This is a genomic window from Acinetobacter sp. 129952 (assembly GCF_056642055.1).
In genome coordinates, this window is the sequence record NZ_JBWVSU010000008.1 from 161,020 (window position 1) to 183,065 (window position 22,046).

The following is a 22,046-nucleotide window of genomic DNA, read 5'->3' on the forward strand; positions in this document are numbered from 1 at the left end:
GCACATTGTGATGACAGGGATGAGATTGAATTACAAGCCTTGCAGTTTTAAGCGGTTGGCATGCTGGCGATAAACATCGACTGGGTCTGGAGCAAAGATATTTTTTAACCCGAGTAACTGGTTCACTTCATCCAGATGGTTCCAGTTGTAGTTATCCCGAATGGTTTTACCGAATTTGGCACTACAGCGGGAGACCAGACCATCATTTTCCTTGCCGCCATCAATGAGTAGAGCTGTAACTGTCAAGGCTGAATCAGGATCGAGCGGATTGGTGACTTGACCTATACCGGTAAATGAATAATGACGAATATCACCGTCTTTTTCCTTACCTTCACCGCAGGCGGTGGTTGGCATACCGAGCGGATATTTCTGGTTGAATTGAGCGGATCCTGCCAGGGTCAGGCTGCGACCACCGGCCAGAGAATCATGCGGGAAACTGTTCGGATCCAACCCTTGTGCCCAGGTGATGGCCTTAGACACCAGGTTGATACCACCGACTAAAGGCCCTTGTATCGGTGTACCTTCTGCTTGCAGGATCAGGTCTCCAACCGGGGAGCCCTTATGCGGAGCACCGACAGAAGTCAGGGAAGCGACTATTCCATTCCCTGCACCTGCGACATAACGAATGGTCGGGCCGCCATGGGAATGACCGATCAGATTGACTTTCTTTGCACCGGTAATGGCCAGAATTTCATTTACCTGCTCTAAAAGTTGCTCACCCCGAATTTCCGATGAGTTAAAAGGCGAGACACGTGTTGCCCAGACATTACCGCCATTACGCGCCAGATCCGGTAAAATCTGATACCAGTAATCCAGTCCAAACTGGTCGGTACCGACCCGGATAAAGCCTGCCATACCATGTGCGAAGACCATTGGATATTGGGTCTTGGCATATTGTGAACTGGCTTTTGCTGTGACCTGACTGGCTTGGGTGGATGCCTGAGTGCTGAGGCATGTACCCGCCAGCAGCAGGCCGGTGATGAATGCTCCGAATTTCATTATATTTTCCTCACTTTTGTTGTTTTAACGGGATGATCCTCATCCGGTTGTCTAAAGTCCCCCTCTGCAGCAGGGACTCAGTTTCCTAAGTTTTTTTAATTAATAGAGATGATCTTATTCATAAAGATGAGTGATTTATAAGCCTTGTAGATTGAGCCGGTTGGCATGTTGGCGGTAAAGTGCAATCGGATCCTGCGCGAAAGGGCCCAAAATACCAAAAAACTGGTTTACTTCATCAAAATGATTGTGGGCATAATCCTGACGAATGATTTGGCCATAACGTCCGCTACACAGCGGCAGAGCACCATCATTGGCTTCTCCTTTCAAGAAACTGCTACCTAAAGTCACGACTGTAGACTCAATTACATCCAAGGAATTAGTTGCCTGCCGGTTGCCCATCCAGGAATAGTGGTAAATTCGATTTGGCGTGAGTTTGCTGCCCTGAGACTGACAGTCTTTGGGAATGGCAGAGGAGCCATATTTCATATTGAAAGCCTGAATCGCCTCTGGGTTCATAGCTTCCAGTGCTTCGATCATACTGACCGGATACTGGTTAGCTGTAACCAGATTCATGCTATGTCCCAGAATTGTACCGATGGCATGGATAAAGGGTGCAAGGAGGAGTGTCTGGCTGGCATTGACAAAAACTGGTGTGCCTTGCATAGCGCCCGCAATAGCGGTTAAGGAGGCAGCTTTATGTGGCGCAACGCCCTCGATATATTGAATCGTTGGGCCACCTTGGCTATGCCCAATCAGATTGACTTTCTTCTGACCAGTTAATGCCAGTACTTCATCAATTTGCATCAAGAGCTGTTCACCGCGGAGTTCATTGGACGCAACAGCAGACAATTCGGCAGAAAATACCCGTGCACCATGCCGGCTCAGGTCTTGGGGAATCTGATACCAGTAATCCAGACCGATGCTCTCCGTTCCAATCCGGTTAAAACCCAGACCAAAACCATGAACAAAGACCATCGGATATTTTGTCCTGGCATAACTTGAGAGGACAAAATTGCTTTTATATTGCTGTAATGCCGCGGCTTGCACAGGACCAGTTACTAGGGAAACCAGTAGCAAAAAGCTTAAGTAAGATATTATTTTTTTCATTGCAGCTTCCCGATCACGGATAGGTCAAATAAAAAATAATCAGAAAAAAGCCTATATCTCAGCTGAAATATAGGCACTCTGGGGTTATAAACCTTCTAATTTGAGCCGGTTGGCATGCTGGCGATAGAGGGCGACCGGATCGGGTGCAAACATCCCCTTCAGACCAAACATCATGTTGGCCAGGTCAGTATGATTGAGTTTGTACTGGTCATGAATCACCTTGCCCATGAACGCACTACAACGTGACACCATGCCGTCATTGTCTTTACTGCCATAAGATAAAGGGCCGAGCTGCATCAGGATCGTGTCAATATCCAGTGCATTGGTGGCTTGAGCCACACCCGTCCATGAATAATAATGGATGCCTTTACTATCTTTCTGCTTTAAATTTTTATTGCAGTTTTCTGTGGATGCCAATACACCATCTTTGACCACCTGCTGCGCCACTGTGGCATTAAAAGTATTTGAGCCGGTCTGGGTCAGGGATTTCATGGAAGCATCAAAATCAATTTCCAGTTCAGGTTTAAACTGGCCCAGTGCAATCAATGGACCAATAATATAATCACCTAAAATGTTAAAGGCAGTACGGGTCAGGCGATTATTTTGAATATCATCTGCCACTTTGGAGCCATGGTAGGTTCCTGCAACGCCAGTGATAGACGAAATATACTGCGGCTGGGTCGCTGCGACATACAGTACTGTCGGTCCGCCATGAGAGTGACCAATCAAATTCAGTTTTTGCTTGCCGGTAATTGCCAGAACCTCTTCAACCTGTTGAACCAGTTGTTCACCGCGATGCGCCGTTGTATTTGCCAGAGACAATTGTGCCGCAAAGACGGTAGAGCCATTACGTGCCATATCTGGCAGAATCTGATACCAGTAATCCAGCCCGATACTATCGGTGCCAATGCGTGACCAGCCTAGCCAGCCATGCACCATCAAGATCGGATATTTGGTCTTGGCATAGTCAGACCGGGTCTTTTCGATGACTTGTGTTGCACTCGCTGCAGCCTGAGTATGTGCAGAAAAACTGAATCCCAGAGTTGTCGCTAAAGCCACAGTCAGTAACTGGGCTATCTTGCTGAAAGTATGCATAGCTGTCCCTTTTTAATTTTATCGTTATTCAAGCAATCATTGCTTTTTGTAGAGTGTTGCAAACCACAAAATCAGACGATGAAAATACAGGTCCGGCTTTCAGTGGCTAAGCAAATTTTCTTTTTAAAAGGGGTATTTTTTCATTTCAAAGCGTTTAAACCATGTCATTTGGGGACATGCAGGACGGGAGGGGTTTACATTGTAAATATATGTTTTATCTACACATGTATTTAAATAAAAAGTCTTTGAAATAATTAAAATTTGTCTAAGTTATTTTGTGTAAATACGAAATATTTTGAAACAACTATAAAAGATCATTTTGAGAAAAAATATAAAGTTAGCAAAAGGGCATTTATAAAAAAGCCATCAACAGGTGATGGCTTTTGGGCTTAGTCAGCAAAGGGCAGCTTGGCTCCCTGATCATGAACCTGTTCAAAGGTTTCTACCCGGAGTTGTTCTTGCGGTGTATTAAAATGTTTACTGCGAAGCTGGGCAATGGCTTGCTGTTTGGCGGTATCTGACATGCCGGACTGGGTAATCTGATCCCGTTCATCTAAATAGCCCGTCACCCGGTTTTTCCAGTCGCTGCGTTGTACATCCAGTTGTTCCAGACGCTGTGTGGCTTCAGGGCCGACTAGATTAATCCGCATCTGCCGGATTTCATCGCTGGAACCGCCACGAGCCTTAATATTAGCGGTTAGTTTGCGCAGATCTTCCAGTTTATTCAGTTGTTCCAGATTTTCCTGCCAGTCCTGTGGGAGCTGTTGAAACAGTGCTTTGAGCTTTTGGGCTTTTTCAGTCTCAGTCAAGCTTTTGTCTGCCAATACGCTCATCCGGTCCAGGGTATATTCATGATAGGCATCTTCTGTGCCAAACAAGCCTTCAATTTCATACTTGGAAAAGTACTGCTGGCGCAAATTCTGGGTACTGTTATAGATGCTACGATAATAGGCAGGATCTTCCTGATTCAGCCCAGTCGGTGCAGTGAGCTGGCCCAAACCCTGACGATACTGGATATAACGATCCCATAAATCCAGAATTTGCGAGAGTGCTGGTTCTTTATGATTCTGGCGAATATAGGCTTTAAAATCCTGCTGGATCTGCTGCAGATTTTTTTCGCCAAACTGAGTAATAAAATATTCAAAACAGTTGCGGGTCTGTTCATTCACGATCAGACGGTTGCTGGCATCTAACTGCATCTGACAATTAATTTCGGTATCTTGCTGGCTGGCACTGGGGAAGGCTGCATTGGCAGGGCCATTGACCAAGAGTGCGGTTTGCTCTGCCTGAGTTTCAGTAAAAGGTGTTTTTGTCCCGGTATCCGCCTGGTTATTTTCTTTTGGAGACAGCCATAAGATCAGCGTGAGAATGCACAGCACCAGCAACGCCAGAATGATCCATATTTTATATTTCTGCATATCCTATGCACCTATTTTCTCGTTGTTTCATTATTTTTAGATGTTCAAGCTTTTAGATATTAAAGCCGGCTCAATATGCCATAAAAATCATTAGAGACTATAGAAAAGTTGTAAATCATCTCGCAGGGTTTTACCATGGCGCCAATTTATAAAATGTCTGATTTTTTGCCATGAAAGCATCATCTCCTAAAATTCAGCGTCGTCATCTTAGTGGTGTCTTCCTGCTTAATAAGCCTTTGGGTATCAGCTCTAATGCCGCATTGCAAAGAGTCCGCTGGTTGTACCGTGCACAAAAAGCCGGCCATACCGGTGCGCTGGATCCGCTGGCATCCGGTTTATTGCCCGTGTGTTTGGGGGAGGCGACCAAGTTTTCGCATTATTTATTAGATTCGGTCAAGCGTTATCAGACGACCGTATTTTTGGGGCATAGTACCACCACGGGCGATGTCGAAGGTGAGGTGCTTCTGGAAAAAGCGGTTCCTGAACTCTCGGAAGCCTTGATTCAGGACACATTGGCACAGTTTATCGGGGATATCCAGCAAGTGCCGCCGATGTATTCTGCCTTGAAAAAAGAAGGCCGTCCTTTATACGAACTGGCGCGCAAAGGTATCGAGATTGAACGTGAAGCGCGTCCAATTACGATTTTAGCGATTGAGTTTTTGTCCTTTACGGAGAACAGTATCACGCTGGATATTACCTGTTCTAAAGGCACTTATATCCGGGTTTTGGGGGAAGATATTGCCAAAGCGCTGGGAACTTATGGCCATCTGACTTATCTGCACCGCATCAAAACCGGCCATTTTGATTTGATTCCGAGTTATACCATTGAATATCTGGAGAGCCTGAGCGAAGCAGAGCGTGATGCACTGTTGTTGCCAGCCTATGCACCGGTTGATCATTTTCCAAAAGTGCAGGTACCCGAAGGTCGTGCAGAATATTTTAGCCGCGGCATGGAAAGCAATATCGAACATGAAGCAGCTGAACAGGTGCTGGTTTTTGATGGCGATAAATGTCTGGGGCTGGCAGAAATTACTGATAAAAAACGTCTGGTACCCAAACGCGTCCTGAACCTCTAGTCGAGTCAATATATGGAAATTGAGATCATCATCAGTCTGGTTGTCTTTGCATTTTTTGCAGGGGCGATTGATGCTGCCGTGGGCGGTGGTGGTCTGATCCAGATCCCAGCAATTATGGGGAGTTTACCGCATTTACAGCCTGCTACGGTCTTTGGCACCAATAAACTCGCGTCCATTTGTGGCACCGCTTCTGCGGCATTTTCCTACCTGCGTCAGGTAAAACTGCCCTGGTTGCTCTTGGGCGTGATTGCACTGTGCAGTTTTGTCAGTTCTTTTATTGGTGCAGCCAGCGTTACGCTAATTCCAGTCGAGATCCTTAAGCCTTTTGTGCTGGTCATGTTGATCGTGATCGCAATCTATACCTTAATGAAAAAACAGTTTGGCCAAGTGCATACCGAACAAAAACTGAATCGGAAAATGCTGATTCTGGCCGCTTTGGGCAGTCTGGCGATAGGCTTTTATGATGGTATCTTTGGTCCGGGCACCGGTAGTTTCTTTATTTTCTTTTTTATTCGCTATTTAAGCGTCGATTTCCTGCATGCATCGGCCTTATCGAAAATTGCCAATTTCACCACCAACCTGGCCGCATTAAGCTTTTTTATTCCCAGTGGCAATGTGCTGTTTATGGTCGGGACAATGATGGCGGTAGCCAATATTTGTGGTTCCTTGGTCGGGGTGCGTTTGGCATTTAAATATGGCAGTGGCTTTATCCGGATTTTATTCCTGATTCTGGTCAGTCTGCTAATTTGCCGGATGGCATACCAGATGTTTTTTTGATCTAAACCCGATGTAAATCATTCTCGATATTAAAATTTCTTAACAAATCACTGTATAAACTGCGTCTGAACCTGTTCTGAAAATCTTCTAGAATCAATGATATGAAAAATAAAACAATCGGAGAAATATCGGAATGACGACTATTTTTGAAGCATTAAGAGAGAGTCATGAGATTCAGCGTGATCTTGCAGAAAAACTATTACAGACTTCCGGGGATACACCAGAACGCCGCGAGCTGTTCAAGCAACTGAAAAATGAATTGTTTGCCCATGAAGCTGCGGAAGACCGTTATTTTTATATTCCCTTGATGATGACCGATTCGGGCCTGAATATTACCCGCCATGCCTTGGCCGAACATCATGAAATGGACGAAATGATCGAGGAATTAACTGCAACTGAATTGAGTAATCCGGGCTGGATTGCCATGGCCAAAAAACTTTCCGAAAAGGTGCATCATCACTTAAAAGAAGAGGAACATGGTTTCTTCCAGCAGGCCGGTAAAATTCTGGGTGAAGAGCAGAAGACCGCTTTAGCAGTGCAGTACAAGAATGAATACCAGCGTTATAAAGACATGAAAAAAGATATGCTGGTACAAAACTAAACATCGAAAAGATGACATTTGATTAGCTACTTTTCCATAACTTATAACTCAAATTAGATGTTTGAGTTAATCGTTATGCATGTTTAGCTTAAGAAGATGATTGTACAGCCTCATTTCTTAAAAATTTAAATGCTTTTGTGTAGGCAATCTCCCTACTTTGGAAAGACCCAAAGTAGGCAAAAGTCTTTTGTTACCCATACACGACATCCTGTCGTGATGGGTAACATGTGGCATCCTTGCCACACTCGCGTATCAAAAATCTCTTTATTGCAACTAGGGCATCTGATCATCTTTTTATCTGGAGATATGGAATTTTTATCCATTCATCTATTTTTTTTAGTTATATCAAAGGGATAAAGTGAAGAGATTAATGATGAGATATATTTAGTTGTTCAAATTCCAATAAGCCTTTTAGGTATTCTTTTCTCCCGATCCTTGACGGGCGGCACGTACAGTCACGCCGACTGATGCCAGCATGATACAGATCAGTGCCACGGTCTGAAGAAGCGTAATTTTTTCGCCTAATAGTACAAAACCGGCCAGTGCAGCCAAAGCCGGAGACAGGCTGGACAGGGTACCATAGCTGGTTTTATTCAAATGCTGAAGTGCCTTTAAATCCAGAGCATAAGGAATGGCTGTTGCCAGTACAGCAATGCTAATTGCCTTGCCCCAATGTTGCGTATCAATCAATGCGGGCGTGTTGTTGTAGAGACCGATAGGTAGCAGACACAAAGCCGAGATACTGATGGCAATGGTCAGTGCATGCATGCCGATATTCTGCTGAACCACGCGTTGCCCGAAGAAAATATACAGTGCCCAACATAACCCCGCACCTAAAGCACAGGCGGCGCCCACCAGGTCGAAATTACTGCTATTAGCCTGTCCCCATGGCACCATCAGTGCGATGCCTAAAATGGCCATTAATACCCAAATATAGTCACTACGATGTTTGATCGAAAGCAGGGCCAGACCTAAAGGACCAATAAACTCCAGACCGACTGCAATTCCCTGCGGTAATCTTCCCAGAGACAGATAGAATAAAATATTCATGACCCCTAAAGCAGCGCTATAGCAGAGCAAATCCCGCCATTTCAAAAAAGGCAAACGGGAAATAATTTTCCAGGAACGGAACATTACCCCAACAATAATTGCTGCAAAGCACAGCCTTAAAATGGTCACAGTGACCGGATCCAGCACACTAAACAGCTGTTTGGCAAAAGATGCACTGATCTGGTAGGAGGTCATGGATAAGACCATGAACAATACGGCAAGGAGTTGGGCGTTTGGCATGGAAGCAGCTTCTACCCAGAGCGGGTGAAAATGAGAAATAGGGGGAAATGAAATTATAGCAAACTGGTTAATTTTTAATGAGTAGGGCAAGGAAATATTTTCCCGAGGTGAACTTAAATTTTGATTCAATCAAGTTAAGTTTTGGCCCGATCAAATATCTAAAGATTTTAAATTTAAAGTTAATCTTCTATGTAATTGCGGTTACAAATTAATCAATTTTTAAATTGATCTTGTTTTTATATTTATTAAAATATCTTAGACCTCGTGATTCGGGTTAGTTTTAAAATAACAATGAAAACATCTTAGATCCCCTGTTTCGGGACAGAATTAAAATAACAATATCAAATAATTAAGGTAGATAATAATGAAATTAAGAATACTCTCTTGCGCCATTTTGAGCTGCATGCTGGCAGCATGTGGTGGTGGCTCCGACAGTTCTGATAATAATGAACCAGTCACTAGTCAACCTGCACCGACCAATCCTGGAACCCCGGGTGATGGAGCATCAGATACCATTTCTGAATTCTATAACTATCAATTCAACTTACCGAATATTGATGGATTAGAGATGGAATCGCAAAAACTTCTATTAGCCAGTCATAAAAATAAAATTACTGACGGCATATTATATGCGGATGATAACAGCGCTGTTGATACTGAATACGCTCTTGAAGAAGATATGATCTTCTCAACTTATGTCACAACAAAAGGGGTGTTCCCTGCAGATCGCACCCGTACAGCATTAGGCTATAAGCTGGAAAAAATATTAGAAAATACGACGACTCAATTTAAGAGTCGTCCTGTGACGATACCAGAGAACAATATTAGCAATCATCGACACATAGCATGGTATGACCTGTCTGGTAAAGCATTAACTGAACGTACTAATATTGCTGTGGTGAAAATGTATGATGATCCTGCGACCAGAGTGTTCTTTAACAGTGATAATACGACAGCTGAGCGTAAGTACTATAATGAGTTTGCAACCAGTTTCGTCGATTTGCAGAAGGCCCGCAAATTCCCGAATGGATCTAAATGTTTCCGTCTTCTGGCTGAACATCCTGAAGAAGAATATATTGAATTTGATCCGGAAGTAAAAACTGGCTTTAGCACACTTGCTGAATGGCAGGCACAAGCGTCTGTCCAAGAAATGGCAAAAACGATTCTAGATGGCACGATGGCTAACTTGAAATATAAAAAGGCAGAATATAAAGACGATGCTATGCAATATTACAAATATTTCGGTGCGATCGAATATCAAGGCGGAATTTATTCAGTTGATTTCTCGGAACATGGGGAACATATTGATCACGACGACTATATTGCTCAATCAAGACAGGCTGCCTTGGATGACTTGAATAAACAAGAAGGTGTAACTTCTTTAATGATCAAATGGACAGAATACAATTATGATCAGCTTGCCTCTGGATGTGATGGCTATAATGTGACAGCAGCGACTGCATTAAATACTGCGATTAAAGACGCAACACCACGTTAAAATTCGAAAATAAGTGATCTTAAATAAAGGCGCTCTAGCGCCTTTATTTTTACTCAAGATTTTTGTCTTTGGGTCGTCACCGTACAGCCTACCGAAGCACTGATAATCGTGGCCAATGCCAGCCACTGTGTCCACAACAAGGTTTCACCCAGAAACAATAGGCCTGAGAGTGCGGCAATAACGGGTTCCAAACTCATCAAGGTGCCGAAACTCAGTGCGCTTAAATTACGCAGGGCAATCATTTCCAGTGTGAAAGGCAGGGCACTGGCCAGTACTGCCAAAGCCACAAAATACAGCAAACTCATCGGTTCAAAAGTATGTGCCGGCATGCCTGCAAAGAGCGAAATCGGCATCAAAACCAGCATACCGACAAACATGCCCAAGCATACAGTATGATTGCCAGAAATGCCTGAAGGTCTTTGGCCGGCAACGATATATAAGGCCCAGCAGGCACCGGCACCCAAGGCAAATGCAATCCCGATCGGGTCAAGTGGCTGGGCAGCCTGATCAAAAGGAAATAGCAGAACCAGGCCCAGAATCGCCAGTCCGACCCAGACAAAGTCGAATTTTTGCCGTGCATAAAACAGGGCAACACTTAAGGGGCCAATGAATTCAAAAGAGACGGCAATTCCCAGCGGTAGGCGATCAATCGATAGGTAAAACAAGAGGTTCATGCCGGCCAGAGCAAGGCCATAACTGATAATGGCCGGCCATTTGATCTGTCTGAAATGGATTTGCCAAATTTTAAAAATCAGTGCCAAAATCACAGCGCCCAAAAGCAGACGCATTGCGGAAACAGTCAGGATCGGAAACTGACCGAACAGATATTTGGCAAAGGAACCACTGCTTTGCATACTGATCATGGCGATCAGCAAAATCAGCGGCGCTTGCACGATGGGTGCAATTTTAAAATTCAGCATGACTAAATAGGTTTCGATTGCTCGAATAACGGAAGAGCAGCATAAGCTGAAAAAGTTTTAAAATAAAAACCTTAAAAAACAAAAAACCACAGCCCGAGAGCTGTGGTTTTTCTACTATATTGAATTAGAACAATACGCGTGCGCGGATTGTACCTTCAACATTCGAAAGCATATCGAGTGCTTCATGAGATGCAGCAGCATCGACATCCATTACCAGGTAACCGACATCACCTTTAGTCATCAGTGACTGACCAGAGATGTTGATGCCTTGTTCAGCAAACAGGTTGTTGATTTTAGACAACACGCCCGGAATATTTTGATGGATGTGCAGTAAACGGTGTTTGCCTTCAGTCAATGGCAATGCGATTTCTGGGAAATTCACCGCAGATAAAGTCATACCTTTGTCAGAATAAGCTACAAATTTCTCAGCGACTTCCAGACCGATGTTCGCTTGCGCTTCCATGGTCGAACCACCCACGTGCGGAGTCAGGATCACGTTTGGCAGGTTACGCAGTGGAGAAACAAATTCTTCACCGTTCGCTTTAGGTTCTTTCGGGAATACGTCAACCGCAGCACCAGCAATGTGACCAGATTTGATCGCATCTGCCAGGTCTTCGATCACGACACAGGTACCACGTGCCGCATTGATGAAGATCGAACCTTCTTTCATTTGCGCGAACTGATCTTTGGTCATGAAGTTACGTGTAGACGGAACATCAGGAACGTGTAGGGAAACCACATCGGCATTTGCCAACAGTTCGCCCAAGCTACCAACTTGACGTGCATTACCTAAAGGCAATTTAGTCACTGTATCGAAGTAGATCACTTTCATACCCATGCTTTCAGCAAGTACAGAAAGTTGTGAACCAATTGAACCGTAACCTACGATACCTAAAGTTTTACCACGTGTTTCGAACGAACCAACCGCAGATTTGTTCCAGCCGCCTGTGTGTGTGTCTGCTGATTTTTCAGGTACACGACGTAGAAGAAGAATTGCTTCAGCAAGTACAAGTTCAGCCACTGAACGCGTATTTGAGTAAGGTGCGTTAAAGACTGGAATACCGCGACGCATTGCAGCGTCCAGGTTCACCTGGTTGGTACCAATACAGAAACAACCGACAGCAATCAGTTTGTTCGCAGCTTCAAAGACTTCTTCAGTCAATTGAGTACGGGAACGAATACCGATGAAGTGAGCATCTTTGATCGCTTCTTTCAACGCTTCACCCTCAAGCGCAGTTTTACGATAATCGATGTTGGTATATCCAGCAGCATTTAGAGTGTCGATTGCATTCTGGTGAACGCCTTCTAACAACAAGAAACGGATTTTATCTTTAGGTAGAGATAGATGTTGGCTCATTACGGCTCCGCTACAAAGGCCAAATTTAGTCGCGGTATAATAGCACAGGAAAAGCGCACTTATACATTTCCTTGATGACGCTCACATCAGCTATTCTGGCAAGATATATTGATAATAATGATCATGGTGTTTGATTTAAATCTGCATTTTCAAAGGTATATTATCAAAATTGTCATTTTTCGAGGGAAACGCTAAAAAATAGCTTATAATATTGCGCCATGCTTTTAAAGCAGCGTGATCCGGTGCTTTAATAATCATGTTTCGCCTGATTTGTATCCATGTTTTTATGCGTAAAAAATGTGCAAATGAACCAGCGAAGTCTCTCTTGTTTAAATCATGCTAGGTCTGTAAACGATGAATGCTCCAGTCGCTTTAACCCCTGAGTTATTGACCCAATTGACTGCAATTGTGGGTGAAAACCGTATTAAAACCGATACGGACAGCCTCCAGAATTGGGGTCGCGATCATACGAAGCACTTTGATCCAAACCCGTCAGTCGTCGTTTTTCCATCATCCACTGAGCAAGTTCAAGACATCGTTAAATTGGCGAACCAATTTAACGTTGCAGTGACTCCATCGGGTGGTCGTACCGGTCTTTCTGCAGGTGCAGTCGCAGCCAATGGCGAGATCGTGGTCAGCATGGACAAGATGAACCAGATTCTGGAGTTTTTCCCGGCAGATCGTATGGTGCGCGTACAGGCAGGTGTGGTGACTGAACAGTTACAGAACTATGCTGAAGAGCAGGGCATGTATTACCCAGTTGACTTTGCTTCGGCAGGTTCATCGCAAATTGGCGGTAACATCGGGACCAATGCTGGCGGCATTAAAGTGATTAAATACGGCATGACCCGTAACTGGGTGCTTGGCCTGACGGTTGTGACGGGTAAGGGCGATGTATTGCGCCTGAACAAAGGCATGATCAAGAATGCAACCGGTTATGCGCTTCAGCATTTATTTATCGGTGGTGAAGGCACGCTGGGTCTGGTGACGGAAGCAGAAATCAAGCTTGAACGTCAACCGCAAGACCTGCAAGTGATGGTACTGGGTGTACCTGACTTTGATGCGATCATGCCGTTATTGCATGCCTTCCAGGCGAAAATTGATTTAACCGCGTTCGAGTTCTTTGGTGAACTGGCGATGCAAAAAGTCTTGGCCAATGGTCATGTACAGCGTCCATTTGAAACTGAATGTCCCTTCTATGTGTTGCTTGAGTTTGAAGCGCTGTTTGAACCGATTATGGACAAGGCGATGGAAATCTTCGAGCATTGCATGGAACAAGGTTGGGTGCTGGACGGCGTAATGAGCCAAAGCCTTGATCAAGTAGAAAGTTTATGGCGTTTACGTGAAGATATTTCTGAATCTATCGCGCCGTTTATTCCATATAAAAATGACATCTCAGTTCTGATCACGCACGTTCCTGCATTCATTAAAGAAATTGATGCGATTGTTTCAACGAATTACCCAGACTTTGAAATCTGCTGGTTCGGTCATATCGGTGACGGTAACCTGCATTTGAATATCCTGAAACCTGAAAACTTAAGCAAAGACGAATTCTTTGCCAAATGTCAGGTAGTGAATAAGTATGTCTTTGATACCGTGAAAAAATATGACGGTTCAATTTCTGCGGAACATGGCGTGGGCATGACCAAGAAGCCATATCTTGAATATTCGCGTTCTGCGGAAGAAATCGAATATATGAAAGCTCTGAAAAAAGTGTTTGATCCAAATGGCATCATGAATCCGGGTAAACTTTTCGATCTTTAATCGGTCGGAATTGAAAAAAGCGCATCGAAAGGTGCGCTTTTTTATTGCTGTGTAAAGACAGTTACAGAGTCTAAATGGTTTTGTACTAAGAAGCTCGGCATGATAGGTTGGAATAAGAATGACGATAAAGGGTTAAATAATATGTTCCGGATATTGGCAGTCGCAACTCTCGCTTTTGGTATATTGGGTTCAGGCTGTGCAACTGCTCAACAGGTCATTGCAAAGGTACAGTCATCTTCGGATACGCCTTTGGAACAGGTTTTACAATTAAGACCGGACTTGCGTAAGGAACTGGCAACAGTTGAGTTGCGCCAGTTCTTTGACAAGGTAGAGTCGCCCACAATTGGACAGGTCAAAGTCACTGAAACTGGGTTAATGGATGATTCGGTACGTTCAGTACAGACCATTTATTATTTTAAACGGGAAGATAACAGCTGGATGCTGGAAAATACCGAGAAGTTGTATCGTTGTGCACGAGGTTCAAATACCAAGACTTTCCAGAAAGCAGTCTGTCCATAATAGTGTTTGATCTTTAGACAGATTTTGGTTAAAAGCGTATCTAGAGGATGCGCTTTTTTATTTGGAAGATTATCTCTACGATCAGTTATATTTATTCAGAGCGTTTGAATATCTCATCTGCTAAAATTATTTCTTTCTATTTTAGACAAAGTTCAGTCTGTTAAAACGGGCAGACTGACAATAAAAACTCCCATGCAAAATATCCACACCCAAAAACTGACCCGTGCCACACTTATGTTCCCGCTGGCACTGGTCCTGTTTGAATTCTCAGTCTATATATGTAATGACCTGATTCAGCCGGCCATGCTGGCGATTACCCGTGATTTTGGCGTAAGTAGTTCATGGGCACCATCGTCAATGTCCTTTTTCCTGTTGGGTGGGGCATTTGTCGCAGCGATTCTGGGACCTTTGTCCGATCGTCTTGGACGTAAAATGGTACTGCTGGGTGGTGTGGCATTTTTCACGATTAGCTGTCTGGCTATTTTATTAACACCCAATATCGAAAGTTTCTTATTCCTGCGCTTTTTACAGGGCTTTGGCCTGTCCTTTATTACCGCCGTTGGTTATGCCGCCATTCAGGAAAGCTTTGAAGAACGTGATGCCATCAAAGTCATGGCACTGATGGCCAATGTGTCTTTGCTGGCACCCTTGCTAGGACCAGTGCTGGGTGCCTTTATGATTGATCATATCTCCTGGCATTGGGGTTTTATCGGGATTGCATTTCTGTCATTTCTGAGCTGGTTCGGCCTAAAAGCCAAAATGCCAAATCTGAAAGTCAGTATTCCCAGACAGCCGGTCAGCTATATTCTGGATGACTTTAAACAGGTTGTAAAAAATAAGCGCTTTGTGATTATGACTGTAGCCTTGCCTTTGGTGAGTCTGCCTTTGATGTTATGGATTGCATTGTCACCAGTGATTCTGGTCGAGCAATTTGGATTCAGTAGTGTGCAATATGGTCTGGCGCAGTTTCCGGTCTTGGGCGGTCTGATTGCAGGTAATCTGATTCTGCTGAAAATTATTGATAAAATGCCGCTGGGTAAAACCGTATTGTTGGGGCTGCCACTGATGCTGTTTGGTACGGGTTTGTTAATGCTCGGCTTATTGATTCCAGAATATTTTATTCATTGTCTGATTATCGGCACTACTTGTATCAGTCTAGGTGAGGGCGTAAGTTTCTCGGTATTATATCGTTTTGCACTGATGTCTTCAGAAGTGTCCAAAGGCACAGTGGCCGCGACGGTTTCTATTATCCTGATGCTCAGCTTTTTTGTGGTGATTGAAGCAGTACGGATGGCGTATGAGGCCTATGACATTTGGGCTTATTGCAGTGCATCTTTTATCTTGATTGTACTGTGGTTTACTTTGCCACGCATGCAACTCAAACAGTTAATGCTGGAAAGACAAGAGCGTGGGGAATTTTGATTCCTTATTAAGGGAAATTATAAATTATTGAAATCATATGTTCAGTATTGAATTTCCCTCTCCTTTTAGGAGAGGGCTAGGGTGAGGTTAAGTATTTAATAAGTTCACTCTCTCTAACTCTCTCCCAAAGGGAGAGAGAATTTTCTTTTGACTGATCTAATTATATTAGGATTCTACAATTAAGCTTCAGCGGGCTGTTCCAGCTTCTTTAGTTTCATATCAAACAGGAATGGACCGAAAGGCAGAATCGAAGCGATTAAACCCATCACAAACATGCTGAGAGACCATTTCTGTTTTTCACATACCGCGAATAACACCACCAGAAACAGCACAAACAGTACGCCATGACCCATGCCGACATATTTCACTAAAATCGGATTATCCATCATATATTTCACTGGCATCGCGATAAATAACAGCAGCAGGAATGAAATCCCTTCAAGCAAACCGACCAGACGCAAAGTTTTGATGTTCATAATACATATTGATTTAACCGAATTAGTTTTGAGTGTACCGAATATCACCTGAATATTGAATCTTAATAATAAAAATATATTCAATATTTTTAATAAGTTATAACCAAGTGAGGCAGTTGGTTATTTAATCTCGGCACCTAGTAATTCATGACGTAATTTTAGTAATTCCGCTAAGGTTTCCAGCAATAAACTGATCTGTTTCAGTACCAAAAGCAGATGTGCTGACTGGTTTTCCTGGGTACTTAAGCGTTGAATTTCTGCCAGTTTATGATCGATGTCGTAGGTAGCTAAAGGCTGTTGTTGCAGCAATACCCCAGTTAAGGTTTGCTGACACCAGCGCATTAAAACCAGAATTTGTGCATCAGTAACCTGCTCACGGTGACTCCCCAATGCTGCAATATAGCTGAGCTGGCTATGGCTATAAACCAGATAGCGAAAGGCACTTTTGACCAGTTGCGGATCTGGATTCGGTTCGGTACTCAGGCTTGAAATCATGCTGGATAAATCAATCTGTGCATTGTGGGCCAGACGCCGTGCAGTCCTGTAAGCAATACTGTTATCTTTACCGTTTTGATATTGCTCGACCACTGCAGTAAAATAGTCCAGTGTAGCAAGCGATGATTTTTTAATATTGCTGGAAATATTGCGAAAATTCCAGTCAGGCCAGATCCAGCTTACTGCCATCCAGGCAATCAGACAGCCTATAAGGGTATCAATAATACGCGGTAAAATAATGGCATAACCGGCACCTTTCAGGTTAAAAATCAGGAGTACCATCAAGGTCGCCATGAGAGTGGCCATGGCATATTTTTTGGAACGTAGATAGAAAAAACCGACACCAAAAATTACTGTTAGCAATAACTGACCTTCGACACTTGGCACAAAATACAGAATGGGAACGCCCAGCATGACCCCCAATAATGTTCCGAGCGTCCGCAATTTGAGCCGGCTTTGGGTGGCAAAATAACTGATCTGACAGACAAACAGGCTGGTCAGTAAAATCCAGTAGCCATTTTTCGCAAAGGGCAATAATGAAATCGCATAGCCGACTAGAAACACAATGGCAATCCGCACCGCATGCCGAAAGAGTGCCGATTGCGGACTCAAGTGCGGTTTGAGTTTCAGCCAGAGATCTGTGCTATCGCGAATATCATCATCAAACAGACTCAGGTCATCAAAATGCTGCTGATAGCGTGGCTTATACAGCGCCTGTTGATCATGCAGGTGTTGTAACTGCTCATATACACTCAGCAGATTGGCCAGAATAAGCTGTAAATTTTTAACTTCAATATTTTGTGGGTGTTGAGCAATCCAGTCCTGCATCGACTCCTGTAAATGTTTTAATGCCAGTTCATCATCTGTGGACAGGTAAAATTTCTCATTGCGCAGTACACATTCTGCCAAATGCTGACAGGCAAGGGCTTGCAGACGAATATTTTTCTGAATCCGGAAAATCAGGTCAGTGCGGCTAAAATGCTGTTCGATCTGTTCATAATGCAGATAATTCGCGGTGGCCTGTTCATGAATATCCTGCATCAAAAAATACAGATTCAGCCAGTAAATGGTATTACGATTGGCACGCGAAGCTTTGAGTCGGGTCAATAGCGAATCTTTGCTACGGTTAAAACTCTGAATGACTAAAGTATTTTTAAGTGACAACTCATAGAGCAGGTTTTCAACATTTGGATGCTGATCCGGATCAAACAGTTTGGCTTTACTCAGCAGTAAATCTGACATGTGCTGCAAGCTTTGTGCGAGATTTTCCTGAACCTGCAAAGTAGGACGCAGCAGAAAAAATAGAATAGACGTCAGGCCGTACCATAGCGCCCCAATGACAAAATAAAGTGGCTGTTCATACCAGTGCTGATATTCGCCCAGGCCGAACATGGTATAGATTGACAGTAAAATGGTGCCAAATGAAATTGTAGCATAACGTTGGCCTAAGGCACCCATTAGAATAAACAGCGCACTCGACAGGGATAGCCACAGTGCAAACCAGAATTTATGCGGAGCAAGAAATTCCAGAATGCTGCTGACACTAAAAAACAGAATGATGACCAGTAACAGGTTGCGCAAACGCAGGCTTAGCCGGTCATCAAAATCAGTCAGTGCCGTGGCAATTGCCCCTAAAGTTACTGGAACGATCAAGAACTCATAACCCAGAAATTTCAGACCGAAAGTAGTACCTAAAAACACCAGCAGGATCTGCAGGCAATAAGTCATCAGCGCACTAGACTGAAAGGGCAGCAGGACAGGTTTTATAATTTTAACAAAAGTAGCAGTCGCAGGTCGGGCAGCATTCACAAGGACAGGATCCGGGAAGTAAAAACGCAAAGTTCTGAATGCAATTTAGACGCCAAAATAAAGGAAATGTCTATAAAAAACGGGCATAGTGCCCGTTTTTCTATTGAGTCATTGGCATGAAGGTGTTTAGATCACACCACAGGCAATACGTTCACCGCCGCCGCCCAAGGGTAATGGGTTGTCTGAATAGTTGTCGCCACCGGCATGAACCATAATTGCACGACCCTGAACATCAGCCAGTTTCAGACGTGGCGCAAGCAGGGTGACACGTGCAGTTCCATCTGTATTGACTTTCAATGCGGGTAAATCACCTAAGTGACCTGTCACTGGTGTACCGTGATGCGGTGCCTGATTTGGATTGTAATGGCTACCTGCAGCCAGTGCTGCACCCATCTTGCCGTCTTTCATGGCAGGCGCGCATGAACCATTTTCATGAATATGGAAACCGCGTTCACCCGCAGGAAGTTGTTTCAGGTTGGTACGAATGACCAGACCGGCTGGGCTGTCACTGAGTAATACGGTCCCAATCTCTTGGCCCACACTTTGAGCATTTACAGCATTCACAGTCACTGCTCTGACCACTTCATTTGATGGGGAGGTTGATGCACAACCGGTAAAAAGTGCGGCGCTTAACGCGCAAAGTGTCGTAATTTTAAACAATGAAGACATGATTTTGGCATCCTGATCTTTATTCTGTTTTGTGGATTCATTTAAACAGAGCAAGATCAGAAGCTCTATATAGAATCAGTACTTAAATGTTTTGTTTTGTTTAAGTCGATTCTATCTATGCTTTAAGGTGCGTTGGGCGGTGTGTCTTGTGTTTCCGGATCAATCTCATGTGCCATGGTGGCTTTAGGCATCATTAAAGGTTCATTCAGATTACTTTCATGTAACCATTCACGCCAGATTGCAAGCAGCACAGCCAGAATCACCGGGCCAATAAACACCCCGACCAGACCAAAGCTGGCAATACCACCCAAGACTCCAAACATGATCAGCAGGAAAGGAATCTGGGTTGCGCCAGAAATCACCAGTGGACGAATGACGTTATCGGCAGTACTGACAATACAGACACCCCAGACCATGACCCCAATGGCTTCAATGGTTTGTCCTTGTGAAAACAGCCATAGCGCCACCGCACTATAGGCGAGAGGTGGGCCAAAGGGAATCAGGGCAAAAATAAAGGTCACAATGGTTAAAACCATCGGATTCGGCACACCTGCAACAAAATAGCTCAGACCAGCCAATAAGGATTGTGCAATTGCGGTCAAACCGACGCCATATACTACGGCACGTGTAGTCGCAGAAATGGTGGAAAAATAATGATGTACACGTGGACCGACCACCATTTCAAAGGCTTTACGCACCTGATTTAAAATGGTCTGACCATCACGGTAGAAGAAAAACAGCGAAAGTATCGCAAAACATAATTTAAAGATGTTTTTACTAACTTCATTCAACACCACTTTGCCGTAATTCAGATGGCCTTGAATCCAGGTCGATACCGACAGTGCAATACTCTGCGGATCAGTGTTAATTTCATTTAAGGTTCGGGTAATTTCCTTGCCGACAATCGGAAGCCCGCGAATAAAATCAGGGACATTCAGGTGACCGGAAAAGACCTGTCGCTGCAATTCAAAATACAGGTTACGACCTTCGTGCTGCAGCATGAAAATGGCGAAAATAAACGGCAGACCAAAGACCAGAATCACGGCCAAGATCATTACGGTTGCACTTAATGTCGGTCGATTGCCGCATAGGCGTAACACCGATTGATACAAGGGCCAAGTCATATAGGCAATAATGGCTGCCCAAACTACAGGAATGATGAAATACTTGAGTATATGAAAACTCAAAAAAATCAGGATAAAGAACAATCCAAATAATAAGACTTTTTGTAATGTAGGCGCGTACTGTTGCACTGAATTTAATGACTCATTTTTTAGGTCGTGTTCAGGCATATTAACTGAAAAAAAAGCGATCGAAAATGATAGCTAGCCAAGTAGCGAGATTATTTTCCCAAAGCTATACCACGATTCAGAGGATTGACTCAAAACCACTGACTCGGATCATCAATAATGGCATTCAGTACCGGTTGCCATTGAGCCTGCAGTTCCCGGTAGATTTTCTGAGGTTTATCAAAGACTGAAAGGCCTTCCATAGCCAGTCGGCTATAAGGGGCACGTTCCGAAATCCAGGCCACTGGCTGCTGGTCGATCTTGTCAAAAAACTGCTGTATGTCCTGATTGCTGGCTGCATTTGCTTTGGTGCGATTGGCCAAAAGTAAAATTTCAACCTTGCCCTTACGGATGCGTTTAATGTCCTGCAAATGTTTGAGAAAACGGCGGGTCGAATCAATATCAAAAAATGAAGGCTGGATCGGGATGATAATCGCATGTGCTTCACTGATCAGCTGTTCGGCATGATCATCGGTCAAAGCACCTGGTGCATCAATAATCAGGTATTCGATCTGCTTCGGCGCATCACCAATGGACTTGCTGTTGCGCCAGTCCAGACTTTGGATCTGTGCCACCTGTGCCGGACGATGCTTGAGCCATTGCAATGTGGATTTCTGGTTGTCGGCATCGGCCAATGCCACCTTATAACCCTTTTGTGCGAGTGCTGACGCTAAACTAATGGCTGTCATGGTTTTGCCACAACCGCCTTTCTGATTCGCAACTAAAATTGTTTTCATGACTCAAGGTGATTTTATTCTGTTCCGGCCTAGCATATCATTCTTTTCAAGTATGCAAATGGCCGAAGTCCTCAACTTCAGTCGAATGCGATGCTATAAAAATCAGGCAAATTAGGAAGATTGAATGTCCATATGGATGGCCATGCTGATTGGCGCATGTATCGGGGTGGTATTGACCACTATTATTTTAAGTCAGACGCGTAATGGACGGATCAAAGCCGAATATGAGCAGTATATTGCCGAGCTGGAACTGGAGCATCAGCAGTCCCTCATTGCCGCGCAAAAACGCAGCGTGAATACCAGCCGTGCCGTTCTCAAAGGTAAAATGGCGGAACAGCTCGCGCCGATCATGCCGGAATTTCAATATCTGCCGAGTGATGCCAAGTTTCTGGGCGATCCGGTGGATTATGTGGTCTTTGATGGCTATACCGATTTTCGTGATGGCGAAGGCGACGCTGAAGATATTGAAGTGGTTTTGATTGACATTAAAAGTGGTGGAGCACGTCTGACCAAAGGCCAGCAAGCCATTGCCCGAGCGATTCAGGAAGGGCGGGTACGTTTTGAAACCATTCGGATTGATTTTCAGGATTGACCAAAATCCAGTGAAGAATAAAAATTAGGGTGTGTTGACACTTTTAGTTTAAAAAAATAGCGAAGTAGTAAAATCAAATCGCCAAACCCAATTTTACTATTCGCTATGCCTCGTACCATGCTGACAGATCAACACT

Annotated in this window: 20 protein-coding genes; 8 read left to right on the forward strand and 12 right to left on the reverse strand. The window is 44.0% G+C overall.

The annotated features are described in order from the left end of the window. Positions 1 to 30: 30 nt before the first annotated feature. From AC1IR0_RS10840 to AC1IR0_RS10855, 4 genes are all read right to left on the reverse strand, one after another. Positions 31 to 999 carry an esterase/lipase family protein gene (locus AC1IR0_RS10840; RefSeq protein WP_409665919.1) on the reverse strand — a complete coding sequence of 323 codons (969 nt, stop codon included), beginning with the start codon at positions 997 to 999 and terminating at the stop codon, positions 31 to 33. Between the two features lie 135 nt (positions 1,000 to 1,134). Continuing rightward, on the reverse strand, positions 1,135 to 2,106 hold the full coding sequence (locus tag AC1IR0_RS10845; RefSeq protein WP_409665921.1) for an esterase/lipase family protein: 972 nt from the start codon (positions 2,104 to 2,106) through the stop codon (positions 1,135 to 1,137). Between the two features lie 84 nt (positions 2,107 to 2,190). Continuing rightward, positions 2,191 to 3,201: an esterase/lipase family protein gene (locus tag AC1IR0_RS10850; protein WP_247143140.1), complete on the reverse strand. Its 1,011-nt coding sequence runs from the start codon at positions 3,199 to 3,201 to the stop codon at positions 2,191 to 2,193. Between the two features lie 389 nt (positions 3,202 to 3,590). Next, entirely contained in the window at positions 3,591 to 4,619 is a 1,029-nt protein-coding gene (locus AC1IR0_RS10855) for a lipase secretion chaperone (RefSeq protein ID WP_409665923.1), read from the reverse strand. 170 nt (positions 4,620 to 4,789) lie between these two features. On the opposite strand from AC1IR0_RS10855, the gene truB reads away from it, so the two are divergent. The 3 genes from truB to AC1IR0_RS10870 all read left to right on the forward strand — a co-directional run bounded on the left by truB (position 4,790) and on the right by AC1IR0_RS10870 (position 7,073). Then, positions 4,790 to 5,695 (forward strand): tRNA pseudouridine(55) synthase TruB, encoded by a 906-nt coding sequence (gene truB / locus AC1IR0_RS10860; RefSeq protein WP_180086831.1) that lies wholly within the window; start codon positions 4,790 to 4,792, stop codon positions 5,693 to 5,695. A gap of 12 nt (positions 5,696 to 5,707) precedes the next feature. Next, positions 5,708 to 6,472, forward strand: coding sequence for a sulfite exporter TauE/SafE family protein (locus AC1IR0_RS10865; RefSeq protein WP_005248297.1), 765 nt, complete (start codon positions 5,708 to 5,710; stop codon positions 6,470 to 6,472). Positions 6,473 to 6,605: 133 nt separating this feature from the next. Beyond that, entirely contained in the window at positions 6,606 to 7,073 is a 468-nt protein-coding gene (locus tag AC1IR0_RS10870; protein ID WP_253146358.1) for a hemerythrin domain-containing protein, read from the forward strand. Between the two features lie 411 nt (positions 7,074 to 7,484). Here the strand turns inward: AC1IR0_RS10870 and AC1IR0_RS10875 are convergent, their stop codons facing one another. After that, entirely contained in the window at positions 7,485 to 8,363 is an 879-nt protein-coding gene (locus AC1IR0_RS10875; RefSeq protein WP_409665926.1) for an EamA family transporter, read from the reverse strand. Between the two features lie 364 nt (positions 8,364 to 8,727). Between AC1IR0_RS10875 and AC1IR0_RS10880 the strand changes: the two genes are divergently transcribed. Next, positions 8,728 to 9,861, forward strand: a complete 1,134-nt coding sequence (locus AC1IR0_RS10880) for a hypothetical protein (RefSeq protein ID WP_479741386.1) — start codon at positions 8,728 to 8,730, stop codon at positions 9,859 to 9,861. A 53-nt stretch (positions 9,862 to 9,914) separates the two neighbouring features. On the opposite strand, the gene AC1IR0_RS10885 is transcribed toward AC1IR0_RS10880, so the two are convergent. Continuing rightward, complete coding sequence (locus AC1IR0_RS10885) at positions 9,915 to 10,781, reverse strand: EamA family transporter (protein WP_409665930.1); 867 nt, start codon at positions 10,779 to 10,781, stop codon at positions 9,915 to 9,917. Positions 10,782 to 10,905: 124 nt separating this feature from the next. Beyond that, positions 10,906 to 12,138: a phosphoglycerate dehydrogenase gene (gene serA, locus AC1IR0_RS10890; RefSeq protein WP_005108551.1), complete on the reverse strand. Its 1,233-nt coding sequence runs from the start codon at positions 12,136 to 12,138 to the stop codon at positions 10,906 to 10,908. Between the two features lie 354 nt (positions 12,139 to 12,492). Between serA and AC1IR0_RS10895 the strand changes: the two genes are divergently transcribed. From AC1IR0_RS10895 to craA, 3 genes are all read left to right on the forward strand, one after another. Further along, complete coding sequence (locus AC1IR0_RS10895) at positions 12,493 to 13,902, forward strand: FAD-binding oxidoreductase (RefSeq protein WP_409665932.1); 1,410 nt, start codon at positions 12,493 to 12,495, stop codon at positions 13,900 to 13,902. A gap of 141 nt (positions 13,903 to 14,043) precedes the next feature. Next, on the forward strand, positions 14,044 to 14,421 hold the full coding sequence (locus AC1IR0_RS10900) for a hypothetical protein (RefSeq protein ID WP_004281576.1): 378 nt from the start codon (positions 14,044 to 14,046) through the stop codon (positions 14,419 to 14,421). Between the two features lie 192 nt (positions 14,422 to 14,613). Beyond that, positions 14,614 to 15,843: a chloramphenicol efflux MFS transporter CraA gene (craA, locus tag AC1IR0_RS10905; protein ID WP_409665934.1), complete on the forward strand. Its 1,230-nt coding sequence runs from the start codon at positions 14,614 to 14,616 to the stop codon at positions 15,841 to 15,843. 179 nt (positions 15,844 to 16,022) lie between these two features. Here the strand turns inward: craA and AC1IR0_RS10910 are convergent, their stop codons facing one another. The 5 genes from AC1IR0_RS10910 to AC1IR0_RS10930 all read right to left on the reverse strand — a co-directional run bounded on the left by AC1IR0_RS10910 (position 16,023) and on the right by AC1IR0_RS10930 (position 21,318). Further along, complete coding sequence (locus tag AC1IR0_RS10910) at positions 16,023 to 16,319, reverse strand: DUF3817 domain-containing protein (RefSeq protein ID WP_004645001.1); 297 nt, start codon at positions 16,317 to 16,319, stop codon at positions 16,023 to 16,025. 120 nt (positions 16,320 to 16,439) lie between these two features. Further along, on the reverse strand, positions 16,440 to 18,623 hold the full coding sequence (gene yccS, locus AC1IR0_RS10915) for a YccS family putative transporter (protein WP_409665936.1): 2,184 nt from the start codon (positions 18,621 to 18,623) through the stop codon (positions 16,440 to 16,442). Between the two features lie 126 nt (positions 18,624 to 18,749). Then, positions 18,750 to 19,292, reverse strand: coding sequence for a superoxide dismutase [Cu-Zn] SodC (sodC, locus tag AC1IR0_RS10920; RefSeq protein ID WP_479741387.1), 543 nt, complete (start codon positions 19,290 to 19,292; stop codon positions 18,750 to 18,752). 122 nt (positions 19,293 to 19,414) lie between these two features. Continuing rightward, on the reverse strand, positions 19,415 to 20,545 hold the full coding sequence (locus AC1IR0_RS10925; RefSeq protein WP_409655215.1) for an AI-2E family transporter: 1,131 nt from the start codon (positions 20,543 to 20,545) through the stop codon (positions 19,415 to 19,417). 128 nt (positions 20,546 to 20,673) lie between these two features. After that, positions 20,674 to 21,318 (reverse strand): ParA family protein, encoded by a 645-nt coding sequence (locus AC1IR0_RS10930; RefSeq protein ID WP_216986353.1) that lies wholly within the window; start codon positions 21,316 to 21,318, stop codon positions 20,674 to 20,676. A 124-nt stretch (positions 21,319 to 21,442) separates the two neighbouring features. Here AC1IR0_RS10930 and AC1IR0_RS10935 point away from each other — a divergent pair, with 124 nt between their 5' ends. Beyond that, positions 21,443 to 21,910: a Holliday junction resolvase-like protein gene (locus AC1IR0_RS10935; protein ID WP_004281564.1), complete on the forward strand. Its 468-nt coding sequence runs from the start codon at positions 21,443 to 21,445 to the stop codon at positions 21,908 to 21,910. Positions 21,911 to 22,046: the final 136 nt, after the last annotated feature.